Annotated in this window: 6 protein-coding genes; 4 read left to right on the top strand and 2 right to left on the bottom strand. The window is 70.2% G+C overall.

Annotation, left to right across the window (positions count from 1 at the left end; all coding sequences use genetic code 11):
- Nucleotides 1-2: 2 nt before the first annotated feature.
- From ACGF3A_RS19385 to ACGF3A_RS19370, 4 genes are all read left to right on the top strand, one after another.
- Nucleotides 3-1,277 carry a cytochrome P450 gene (locus tag ACGF3A_RS19385; RefSeq protein WP_393731345.1) on the top strand — a complete coding sequence of 425 codons (1,275 nt, stop codon included), beginning with the start codon at nt 3-5 and terminating at the stop codon, nt 1,275-1,277.
- Between the two features lie 683 nt (nt 1,278-1,960).
- Complete coding sequence (gltB, locus tag ACGF3A_RS19380; RefSeq protein WP_393731342.1) at nt 1,961-6,514, top strand: glutamate synthase large subunit; 4,554 nt, start codon at nt 1,961-1,963, stop codon at nt 6,512-6,514.
- Nucleotides 6,507-7,970 carry a glutamate synthase subunit beta gene (locus ACGF3A_RS19375; protein WP_393731340.1) on the top strand — a complete coding sequence of 488 codons (1,464 nt, stop codon included), beginning with the start codon at nt 6,507-6,509 and terminating at the stop codon, nt 7,968-7,970. Before gltB ends, ACGF3A_RS19375 begins: the two co-directional genes overlap by 8 nt.
- A gap of 245 nt (nt 7,971-8,215) precedes the next feature.
- A complete protein-coding gene (locus ACGF3A_RS19370) occupies nt 8,216-9,319 on the top strand; it encodes a hypothetical protein (protein ID WP_393731339.1) in 1,104 nt (367 codons plus the stop codon).
- Between the two features lie 135 nt (nt 9,320-9,454).
- Here ACGF3A_RS19370 and ACGF3A_RS19365 read toward each other — a convergent pair whose 3' ends face one another.
- Together ACGF3A_RS19365 and ACGF3A_RS19360 are read right to left on the bottom strand one after the other, a co-directional pair.
- A complete protein-coding gene (locus tag ACGF3A_RS19365; RefSeq protein WP_393731337.1) occupies nt 9,455-10,705 on the bottom strand; it encodes a hypothetical protein in 1,251 nt (416 codons plus the stop codon).
- A 126-nt stretch (nt 10,706-10,831) separates the two neighbouring features.
- Nucleotides 10,832-12,001, bottom strand: coding sequence for an FAD-dependent oxidoreductase (locus ACGF3A_RS19360; protein WP_393731335.1), 1,170 nt, complete (start codon nt 11,999-12,001; stop codon nt 10,832-10,834).
- Nucleotides 12,002-12,253 lie beyond the last annotated feature (252 nt).

Here is a 12,253-nt window from a genome sequence, read left to right as displayed (position 1 = left end):
CGATGAAGTGCCCGATGGGGACCGGTTCCGAGGGTTCGAGCGGGGCGGGCGGAGTGGCCCTCGATCCGCTGGTGATCGACCCGCTCATCGGGAATCTCGCGGGGGAGACCGCGGCGCTGCGCGAGGCGGGCCCCGTCGTGCGGATCGAACTGATGGGCGCCGAGGCGTGGACGATCACCACGCACGCCGACGCGCGCAGGCTCCTCACCGACAGCCGCCTGGTGAAGGACATCCGCCAGTGGAACCTGTGGAAGTCCGGCCAGGTCACCCAGGAATGGCCGCTGATCGGGATGGTCGACGCCGGGCGCTCGATGTTCACGGTCGACGGCGCCGAGCACCGTCGCCTGCGCGTGAAGACCGCCCAGGCGGTCACGCCCCGGCGTCTTGAGGAACTGCGGCCCACGGTCGAGGCGATCTGCGAGCGGCTGCTGGAGGAGATGGCGCGCGGCGCGGCGGACGCGCCGGGTGAACCGGTCGACCTGAAGGCCGCCTTCGCCGGCCCGCTGCCGATGTCCGTGGTGTGCGAGCTGATGGGCGTGCCGGACGCGCTGCGGCCCCGTCTCCACACGCTGTACGACGCGTTCTTCTCGATGCTCACCCCGCAGGACGAGCGCCTCGCCGTCATCGAGGAACTGGACGGCATCTACGCCGACCTGGTCCGCGAGAAGACGGCACGCCCCGTGGACGACCTGACCAGCGCGCTCGTCCTCGCCGACGAGGGCGGCGAGCCGCTGACGCCCGAGGAGGTCGCGGGCAACCTGGAGGCGATGGTCGCCGCCGGGCACGAGACCACGATCGGCCTGATCCTCTGCGCCGTACGGGCGCTGCTCACCCATCCCGACCAGCTCCGGCTCGTCCTGGACGGCGAGATCGGCTGGGACGTCGTGATCGAGGAGACGCTGCGGTGGGAGTCGCCGTCCACGCATCTGCTGCTGCGGTTCGCGACGGAGGACATCGCGGTGGGCGACACGGTGATCCGTGAGGGGGAGGGGGTCGTGATGTCGTACCGGGCGATCGGGCGGGACCGTTCGCAGCACGGGGAGAACGCGGACGACTTCGATGTACGCCGTGAGACGCCGATCCGTCACATGGCGTTTGGGCACGGGCCCCACATCTGCCCCGGTGCCGCGCTGTCCCGTCTTGAGGCGTCCATCGCCCTCCCCGCCCTCTTCGCCCGCTTCCCCGGCCTTCGGCTCGGCGCCGCCCTCTCCGAGATCCGCAACCGCCCCGTTCTCACCCAGAACGAACTGGAGTCCCTCCCGGTAATCCTGGGCTGACCCGACCCCTCACTGTGCTCCTCCCCCCACTGGGCTTGGGAAGTCTGCGCAAGGCGCAGGGTTGGCAAGCGCAGCCCCCTGCGCCGGGTGCCCCGCGTGCAAGAGCCGCGCCCGGGGTGCCCCGGGCTGTGCTTCGCGGGGCGCGCCCGCGTGGGGGCTGGGCGCGCAGTTCCCCGCGCCCCTGAGGGAACAGGGGCAAGCCCCGACGTGCCGTGACCCGTCGCGCCCACGCGGCGGAGCCGCAAATCAAACACAGCTCCGCGCCCCTAATCGGGCAAGCCCAAAAGTCTTGAACCGGTCGCGCCCACGCGGCGGAGCCGCAAAACGAACACAGCCGGAACAGGTGTGGTCTGGGTCACGGCGCGCGGCGCGCACGCACGGCATGATCCGCGTGTTACTCGGCGGTTTCAGTTTGTTCATCGGTGGGCAGGAGCAAGAAGGCCCACGGGCAATGACGCCCGTTTCGCCGTGCGCGGGGTGACCCCCCGCAGAACCGTCGCAGAACCCCTTTCGCAGGCCCCACAGGGCCGTCGTCCCCTCACCTCGTGTGTCCACATCGTGGACTCGCGTATCCACTGTTCGGGAAGACGGCCATCATGTAACCTGCACGAAAATTTTTGCCGCATGAGGGCCAACGTCGTCCCTCGGGTACGCACCTTTGCCACGAGACGACGGGAGAGCCGATGCGCGCTGTATCGACATCCCCTGCCAAGCAGGGCCTTTACGACCCCCGATACGAGCACGACGCCTGCGGTGTCGGCTTCGTGGCGACCCTTACCGGCGACGCCAGCCATGACCTCGTAGAGCAGGCGCTGACCGTGCTGCGGAACCTGGAGCACCGGGGTGCCACCGGCTCCGACCCGGACACCGGGGACGGCGCGGGCATCCTCCTCCAGGTCCCGGACGCCTTCCTGCGGGAGAACGTCCCCTTCGCGCTGCCGGAGGCCGGTTCGTACGCCGTCGGCATCGCCTTCCTCCCCGCCGAGGAGAGCGACGCCGCTGAGGCCGTCTCGCGGATCGAGACGATCGCGACCGAGGAGGGGCTCACCGTCCTCGGCTGGCGCGAGGTCCCCGTCGCCCCCGACCTGCTGGGCGCGGGCGCCCGCGAGACCATGCCGTGCTTCCGGCAGCTCTTCGTGCAGGGCGAAGGGAAGAGCGGCGTCGCTCTCGACCGGATCGCGTTCGTGCTGCGCAAGCGCGCCGAGCGCGAGGCCGGGGTCTACTTCCCGTCGCTCTCCGCGCGCACCCTCGTCTACAAGGGCATGCTCACCACCGGGCAGCTGGAGCCGTTCTTCCCGGATCTGTCCGACCGGCGCTTCGCGACCGCGGTCGCGCTGGTGCACTCGCGGTTCTCCACGAACACCTTCCCGAGCTGGCCGCTGGCGCACCCGTACCGCTTCGTCGCGCACAACGGTGAGATCAACACCGTGCAGGGCAACCGCAACTGGATGCGCGCCCGCGAGTCCCAGCTCCCCGCCGAGCTGGCGAAGACGTTCCCCGTCTGTACGCCCGGCGCGTCCGACTCCGCCACCTTCGACGAGGTCCTGGAGCTGCTGCACCTCGGCGGGCGTTCGCTGCCGCACTCCGTGCTGATGATGGTGCCCGAGGCGTGGGAGAGCGAGGGCGCGCGGGACTCGATGGACCCGGCACGCCGCGCCTTCTACCAGTACCACTCCACGATGATGGAGCCCTGGGACGGACCCGCCTGCGTCACCTTCACCGACGGCGTCCAGGTCGGCGCCGTTCTCGACCGCAACGGCCTGCGGCCCGGGCGGTACTGGGTCACGGACGACGGCCTCGTCGTCCTCGCCTCCGAGGTCGGCGTCCTCGACATCGACCCGGCCAAGGTGGTGCGGAAGGGACGCCTGCAGCCCGGGCGGATGTTCCTCGTGGACACCGCCGAGGGGCGGATCATCGAGGACGACGAGATCAAGGCGCAGCTCGCCGCCGAGCAGCCGTACCAGGAGTGGCTGGACAGCGGCATCATCGAGCTGGAGGACCTCCCCGAGCGTGAGCACATCGTGCACACGCACGCGTCCGTCACCCGGCGGCAGCAGACCTTCGGGTACACCGAGGAGGAGCTGCGCGTCCTGCTCGCGCCCATGGCCCGTACGGGCGCCGAGCCGATCGGGTCCATGGGGACCGATTCGCCGATCGCGGCGCTCTCCGAGCGGCCCCGGCTGATCTTCGACTACTTCACGCAGCTCTTCGCGCAGGTCACGAACCCGCCGCTGGACGCCATCCGCGAGGAGCTGGTGACTTCGCTGCGCTCGCCGCTGGGTCCGGCGGGCAATCTGCTCGACCCGACGGCGGCCTCGTGCCGCAGCGTCTCGCTGACGTTCCCGGTGATCGACAACGACGAGCTGGCCAAGCTCATCCACATCAACGCCGACGGGGACCTGCCGGGCTTCAAGACCGCCACGCTCTCCGGTCTCTACCGTGTCGCCGAAGGAGGGGACGGCCTCGCCGAGCGGATCCGGGAGATCTGCGCCGAGGCCGACGCGGCGATAGAGTCCGGCGCCCGGCTGATCGTGCTGTCCGACCGCCACTCGGACGCCGAGCACGCGCCGATCCCGTCGCTGCTGCTCACCTCGGCGGTGCACCACCACCTCATCCGCACCAAGCAGCGCACCCGCGTGGGCCTGCTGATAGAGGCGGGCGACGTGCGCGAGGTGCACCACGTGGCGCTGCTGATCGGGTACGGGGCCGCGGCCGTGAACCCGTATCTCGCCATGGAGTCCGTGGAGGACCTGGTGCGGGCCGGGACGTTCCTGGACGGGGACGCCGACCCCGAAGAGGCCATCCGCAACCTGATCTACGCGCTGGGCAAGGGCGTGCTCAAGGTGATGTCCAAGATGGGCATCTCCACCGTCGCCTCCTACCGCGGCGCGCAGGTCTTCGAGGCCGTCGGGCTCGACGAGTCGTTCATCGACACCTACTTCCACGGCACCACCACCAAGATCGGCGGCGCCGGTCTCGACGTGATCGCCAAGGAGGTCGCCGCGCGGCACGCCAAGGCGTACCCGGCCTCCGGGATCTCCGCCACGCACCGCGCGCTGGACATCGGCGGCGAGTACCAGTGGCGCCGCGAGGGCGAGCCGCACCTGTTCGACCCGGACACGGTCTTCCGGCTCCAGCACTCCACGCGCGAGCGGCGCTACGACATCTTCAAGCAGTACACCTCGCGCGTGGACGAGCAGTCCGAGCGGCTGATGACGCTGCGCGGCCTGTTCGGGCTCAAGGGCGACCGGCCCTCGGTGCCGCTGGACGAGGTGGAGCCCGCCAGCGAGATCGTCAAGCGGTTCTCGACCGGCGCGATGTCGTACGGCTCGATCTCCCGCGAGGCGCACGAGACCCTCGCCATCGCCATGAACCAGCTGGGCGGCAAGTCCAACACCGGTGAGGGCGGCGAGGACCCGGAGCGGCTCTACGACCCGGCGCGGCGCTCCAGCATCAAGCAGGTCGCCTCCGGCCGTTTCGGGGTCACCTCCGAGTACCTCGTCAACTCCGACGACATCCAGATCAAGATGGCCCAGGGCGCCAAGCCCGGCGAGGGCGGCCAGCTCCCGGGCCACAAGGTCTACCCCTGGGTCGCCAAGACCCGGCACTCGACGCCCGGCGTCGGCCTCATCTCGCCGCCGCCGCACCACGACATCTACTCCATCGAGGACCTCGCCCAGCTCATCCACGACCTCAAGAACGCCAACCCGGCCGCACGTATCCACGTGAAGCTGGTGAGCGAGGTCGGCGTCGGGACCGTGGCCGCGGGCGTGTCCAAGGCGCACGCCGATGTCGTGCTGATCTCCGGCCACGACGGCGGTACGGGCGCCTCCCCGCTGACCTCGCTCAAGCACGCGGGCGGCCCCTGGGAGCTGGGCCTCGCCGAGACGCAGCAGACGCTGCTGCTCAACGGGCTGCGCGACCGGATCGTCGTCCAGACCGACGGCCAGCTCAAGACCGGCCGTGACGTCGTCATCGCCGCGCTGCTGGGCGCCGAGGAGTACGGCTTCGCGACCGCGCCGCTGGTCGTCTCCGGCTGCGTGATGATGCGCGTGTGCCACCTGGACACCTGCCCGGTCGGCATCGCCACCCAGAACCCCACCCTGCGGGAGCGGTTCAGCGGCAAGGCCGAGTACGTCGTGAACTTCTTCCAGTTCATCGCCGAGGAGGTCCGCGAGCTCCTCGCCGAGCTGGGCTTCCGCTCGCTCGACGAGGCCATCGGGCACGCCGAGCTCCTCGACACCTCCCGCGCCGTGGACCACTGGAAGGCGCGCGGCTTCGACCTCGCGCCGCTCCTCCACGTCCCCGAGCTGCCCGAGGGCGCCAAGCGCCACCAGGTCACCGTCCAGGACCACGGCCTGGAGAAGGCGCTCGACAACCAGCTGATCAAGCTCGCCGCCGACGCGCTGCACGCCGACACCGCCGAGTCCGCGCAGCCCGTACGGGCGCAGGTCGCGATCCGTAACACCAACCGGACCGTGGGCACGATGCTCGGGCACGAGGTGACGAAGAAGTTCGGCGGCGCCGGGCTGCCCGACGACACCGTCGACATCACCTTCACCGGCTCCGCGGGCCAGTCGTTCGGCGCGTTCGTGCCGCGCGGCGTGACCCTGCGGCTGGAGGGCGACGCCAACGACTACGTCGGCAAGGGCCTCTCCGGCGGCCGGATCGTCGTCCGCCCGGACCGCGGCGCCGACCACCTCGCCGAGTTCTCGACGATCGCGGGCAACACGCTCGCGTACGGCGCGACCGGCGGCGAGCTCTTCCTGCGCGGCCGCGTGGGCGAGCGGTTCTGCGTCCGCAACTCCGGCGCGCTGGTCGTCTCCGAGGGCGTCGGCGACCACGGCTGCGAGTACATGACCGGCGGCACCGCGGTCGTCCTCGGCGGCACCGGCAGGAACTTCGGCGCGGGCATGTCCGGCGGCACCGCGTACGTCATCGACCTCGACCCGGGACACGTCAACGTGGGCGTGCGCGACACCGTCGAACCGATGGCCGACGCCTCCGCCGAGGAGAAGACGCGGCTGCACGACGTGGTGCGCCGCCACCAGGAGGAGACCGGCTCGACCGTGGCCGCCAAGCTCCTCGCCGAATGGGAGACGGCGCTGCCGCGCTTCAGCAAGGTCGTCCCCGCCACGTACAAGGCCGTGCTCGCCGCCAAGGACGCCGCCGAGCGGGCCGGGCTCTCCGAGTCCGAGACCCACGAGAAGATGATGGAGGCGGCGACCAATGGCTGACCCCAAGGGCTTCCTGACCACCGACCGCGAGGTCGCCGAGTCCCGCCCCGTCGAGGAACGGGTCAAGGACTGGAACGAGGTCTACGTCCCTGGCTCCCTCCTGCCCATCATCAGCAAGCAGGCGGGCCGCTGCATGGACTGCGGCATCCCCTTCTGCCACAACGGCTGTCCGCTCGGCAATCTCATCCCCGAGTGGAACGACTACGCGTACCGGGGCGACTGGACGGCCGCGTCCGAGCGCCTCCACGCCACGAACAACTTCCCCGAGTTCACGGGCCGTCTCTGCCCGGCCCCGTGCGAGTCGGCGTGCGTCCTGGGCATCAACCAGCCCGCCGTGACCATCAAGAACGTCGAGGTCTCCATCATCGACAAGGCGTGGGAGACCGGTGGCGTCACCCCGCAGCCCCCGGAGCGCCTGAGCGGCAAGACCGTCGCCGTCATCGGCTCGGGCCCGGCCGGGCTCGCCGCGGCCCAGCAGCTCACCCGGGCCGGGCACACGGTCGCCGTCTACGAGCGCGCCGACCGCATCGGCGGCCTCCTGCGCTACGGCATCCCCGAGTTCAAGATGGAGAAGCGGCACATCAACCGCCGTATCGAGCAGATGCGCGCGGAGGGCACCAAGTTCCGTACGGGCGTGGAGATCGGCCGGGACATCGACGCGGCCAAGCTGCGCAAGCGGTACGACGCGGTCGTCGTCGCGGCCGGTGCCACCACGGCCCGCGACCTGCCCGTCCCGGGCCGCGAGCTGAACGGCGTGCACCAGGCGATGGAGTACCTGCCGCTCTCCAACAAGGTGCAGGAGGGCGACTTCGTGGCGCCCCCGATCTCGGCGGAGGGCAAGCACGTCGTCGTCATCGGCGGCGGCGACACCGGCGCGGACTGCGTCGGCACGGCCCACCGCCAGGGCGCGGCCTCGGTGACCCAGCTGGAGATCATGCCCAAGCCGGGCGAGGAGCGCGCGCCGGGCCAGCCCTGGCCGACCTTCCCGATGCTCTACAAGGTGACCTCGGCCCATGAGGAGGGCGGCGAACGCGTCTACTCGGTCTCGACCACGCACTTCGAGGGCGACGAGGCCGGCAACGTCCAGTGGCTGCACCTCATCGAGGTCGAGTTCATCGACGGCAAGCTCACGCAGAAGCCGGGCACGGAGCGGAAGATCCCCGCCCAGCTCGTCACCCTGGCGATGGGCTTCACCGGCGTGGACCGTGAGAACGGGCTGGTCGAGCAGTTCGGTGTCGACCTGGACGAGCGCGGCAACGTCGCGCGCGACGGCGACTACGCGACGAACGTCGACGGCGTGTACGTGGCGGGCGACGCGGGCCGCGGCCAGTCCCTGATCGTCTGGGCCATCGCCGAGGGCCGCTCGGCCGCCAAGGCGGTAGACCGCTACCTCACGGGCGCCCCGAGCGCCCTCCCCTCCCCGATCCGCCCCACGGACCGCTCCCTCACGGTCTAGCCCTCCGGATCCCCCTCGCTTCCGTACAACGGCGTACGGATACCGACGCGGCGCTCGCCATGTCCCCGACCGGACGCTTGGCGGGCGCCGCGTGCTGTCCGCGGCAGGCGGAGCCCGCCGGGAGTGAACCGATTCCGGGGCAGGGACGTAGTTGCCTCTCGACTGGAGACGATCCGGTCGGCGTCGCTCAACTCGACGTCACCAGGCTCCGTATGGAGCGACCTCCGTCGAGAAGGAAGCGTGAAATGCCCGAACGCGATGGGTCGCCGTATTCAGACGGCTCCGGGAACAGCATCAACTCCTACGTTTCCATGTACGTGGATGCAAATGGGGAACTGGCTTACTCGGGCGATGAGGTCTACGATGCGCCACTGCCCCCCTCGGACGCCGGCGCCATGGTACGCCTCGCCAGCGAAGACCCCAATGAAGCGGGGTTCTACGCGATCAACCACGACCCCAGCACCAACGAGACGTGGATCAGGAAAGCGTTCAACGCCGTCGGCGATGCCGCAAAGGCCACCTGGAGTTTTGTCCAGGAGAACCCGACGCGCGCTGTGAGGCTGCTGGCCGATGCCGCCCCAAATATTATTTCGGGTATTGGGAGTCAATTCCCTGACGAGAGCTACGCGGCGAAGGGCTTGAAGGGTCTCGGAGCCGCAGGTCAGTATGTCCTGGCCACCGAGGGTGCTTGGAAAACGGGTGCGAAGGTGGTGCGTGGAGAAGGGGTCGACTGGGCTGAGGCAGGTATTGCCCTAGGCACCGGATACGCGGCGTCAGGGCCTCTGTCTGGTGCTTTCGCCGGTGAGGAGAACAAGCAAGTCGGTGGGCACCAGGGGGCCGCGGAATTCGTGAACGGGGTCGTCACCTTTGCTAGGGGGGCGATGCACTACAACCAGGCCAACCAGGCGGAGGAACGGCAGCAGGTGCCCGACATCGAGGCGGGTGATGATCGTAGAGAGGTGCCTCCTCTGGACTCGAAACAGTGGCCTGATCACTACAAACAGTACGCCAAGTACATCTGGAATGACGGCCGCGTCCGCCCGCATGGGAAAATCACCTGGAACGATGGAAAGCATAAGGTGAAGGCGAATCCGGATAAGGATGACTGGCTCAAGTGGTACGCAGACGAGTACGTCCATCAAAGGCAGCAGAAGGCGGAGGCTCAGGCAAGCACTGCTGCTTATGCCCATGCCACCTCCAGCGGGCACAGCAAGGGGCACAGTGGAGAGTCGAGCCACCGCGACAAGAGCAAGAGCGGCAAGTCGCACGGCAGCTCCAGCGCGCAGGAACCCGCCAAGGCGTCCAAGTCCAGCAGCAGCAAGTCTGAAGGGAAGAGGAAAGCACACTGATCCTGACGGCGGAGCCGTCTGTTCGGTGATTCGAGGTGCTCAAGTAGTGGGAGAGGGCGCCCAGCAGTCCACGTCGGCACGTCACGTACTGGCCGACGTCACGACTGCGGGGTGCCCTCTCGCGCGCCGGGCGCCTCAGGTCGAGGCCTCTCCCGTGCGGACCGGGACGCGGTCTTCCTTGCGTTGGAGGGACTTGAAGTCCGCCTGGAAGGCGGGGTTGCGGCCCGTTACGGATGTGCCGGTGGGGCGGACCGTGCGGGTGGCGTAGAGGCTGTTGAGGAGCCAGGGCTTCTTTGCCGGCTTGATGCCCTTCACCATGGACTCGCCCTGGACGACGCCGTACGTGGCGACGCCGAGTTTGCCCGTGGCGCGGAACTGGGCCATCTGGTCACGGACGTAGTGCTTGTTGCCGTCGAACCAGGGGCTCATGGAGAGGAAGTCGTCCCATTTTGCCTGGGGGAAGGGGTTGGCTGCCGCTCGTTTGAGGAGTTGCCAGACCCTCAAGTTCGGGGGCATTTTCCACTTCTCGGCGAATTCCGCGGGGATCCGGGTCTTCATGTTGTCGCCCCAGAGGTGCACTAGGGAGAACTCGGTCGCGAGGAACCTCTGGTCCTCGCGCAGGCGCGGGACCACGTAGTCCAGGTACTGCTTGCTGCCCTCCAGCGAGCGTACGTGGGGGTGGATGTCGACGCCCTCGATCTCCCGGGTGTCGTGGACGAACTCCAGCCAGCGGCGGGTCGCGCCGGTCCGCTTGGCGGGGTCGTCCAGCCAGGTGAGCGCGCCCATGTAGAGGCGGGTGCGGCAGCCCTTCGCGAACTTCTCCTTGCGGTACTTGATGACGTGGCGGGCCACGTGTTCGTAGAAGACGTTGACCCCGGGGCCGTCGCGGTCGGACTTCGAGCTCTCGATGAAGGGCTCGTTGCCGATGACGAGGATGTCGACCTTGCCGAGGACGGCCTTCAGTACCCGGTCGACGCGGGCCAGTTCCTTCTCCATGCGGGAGGTGCCCGGCTCGGGCAGAGCTTCGCGGGGGTGCGGGAACTTGAGGGAGAGGATCGTGGCGTACCCCTTCTCGTGCGCCGTGAGCAGGGTGGCCACGGGGGGCTGCCGGGTGACGGGGCCGCGGTCGGTCCGGGGCACGAGGGGGACGAAGCCGCGCACCCAGCCCGTGGAGAGGTCCTTCAGGTGGGCGAGGCGCATGCCGCCGGGCTCCGAGTTGAAGTTGACGCCCAGGGCCCCGCTCCAGTCGACCGGGCGGCCCGAGGGGCGGGCCGAGGGGCCGCCCGAGGGGGCGTCGCTCTCCTTGTCGCTCTCCTGCCCGGTGCAGCCTGCGGTGAGCAGGGCCGCTCCGGACGCCGTGAGCAGCAAGCGCCGTGAAACCTGCATTTCCGTGCACCCTCCGCGTCGCGCCGTGCCCCGTCGGGGGCCGTGACCGGAATTGTTCGCGACGCCCCGCGGGCCTGTCCTCACCTGTAACGCAGGGGTGACGCGTTCGGTTCAGGCCCGTGGCTGTCAGGCGTGCTCGGCCTCCCGGCTGAAGAAGGCGGCCATGTCCCGGGCGCCGGTGGGGGAGAGCATCATGGTGTGGATCGCCTCGGACTCGCGGGCCGCGATCGCGCTCCGCTCGAACATCGCCGTCTCGTACCCCCGCAGGGCCGCGGCCGGGTCGCCGGGGCTGGCGGCGAGGGCGAGGGCGAGCTCGGCGCCGTCGAGCATCGCGAGGTTGGCGCCCTCGCCGACCGGGGGCATCAGGTGCGCGGCGTCGCCGATGAGGGTGACGCCGGGGGTGACGGCCCAGGTCAGGCCGGTGGGCAGCGCCTCGATGGGGCGGGGCACGACGGGGCCCTCGCACGCCTCGACGAGCGCGGTGAAGACCGGGGACCAGCCCCGTGCCTCCAGCAGGTTCCGCAGGCCCGCGCGGGCGCGGTCCGGGTCCTCGAAGGAGAGGCCGCTGGTGGCGAACCAGTCGGCGGGGGAGCGCAGGGACATGCCGACGCGGACGCTCCCGTCCCCGTTGCGCTGGGCCGCGACGGTCTGGCTGTCGCCGATGCCCCAGTAGTTGCCCCGGCCGACCGTGGCCGCCAGCTCGGGCCGGGTGCGGTCGGCGTCGGGGATGCGGCCGCAGTCCACCTGGTTGACCCCGGTGTGGCGGGGCCCGGCGTCGGTGAGCAGCGGCCGTACGCGCGAACGGGCGCCGTCCGCGCCGACCAGCAGGTCGCACTCGGCGGTGGCGCCGTCCGCGAAGTGCAGCAGGTGCCCGCCGCCGGGCAGCGGCGTCGCGTGCGTGAACGCGTGCCCCCAGACGACGGCCCCCTCCGGAACCCCGTCGGCCTCCCCGGGCAGCGAGTCGAGCAGCAGGTCGCGCAGGTCGGTGCGGTCGATCTCGGGGCGCTCCAGCGGGGCGTCCTCGGGGGTGTCGTGCTGGACGAGGAGCGTGCCGGTGTGGTCGAGCAGCTTCATGTCCTGGCCCTCGCGCCGGGCGAGCGCCCGGAACTCCGCCTCCAATCCCGCTTCGCGCAGGGCCCGCTGACCGGTCTCCGTGTGCAGGTCGAGCATGCCGCCCTGCCCGCGCGCGGTGCGTGACTCCTCGCGCTCGAAGACGACCGCGTCGAAGCCGTGCAGGTGCAGGACGCGGGCGAGCGTGAGCCCGCCGAGACCGGCTCCGACGATGGCGATGCGCATGTGGTGCCCCTTCCGTTGCGACGGCGGCGATGCCCGGCTCCGATACGCGTACGTCTCGCGTACGTCTCGCGTACGTCGTACTCGCGATACGCCGTATCGGACGATACAGCGTATCGCACGAGACCCGCGTATCGTGAGCCCCGCACGGGCGCGCCTGCCCGGCGAGCGAGGGGCCTGCTGCGCGGGTCCGGTCCGCGTGCGGGCGTACGTCCGTCGCGTGGGCACGATGGGAGGCGAGGCGCGATGGCGGCA

The organism is Streptomyces sp. NPDC048172 (assembly GCF_043202595.1).
Lineage (GTDB): Bacteria > Actinomycetota > Actinomycetes > Streptomycetales > Streptomycetaceae > Streptomyces.
The sequence above is the reverse complement of the archived record's forward strand: the minus strand, read 5'-3'. Positions and strand labels throughout refer to the sequence as shown.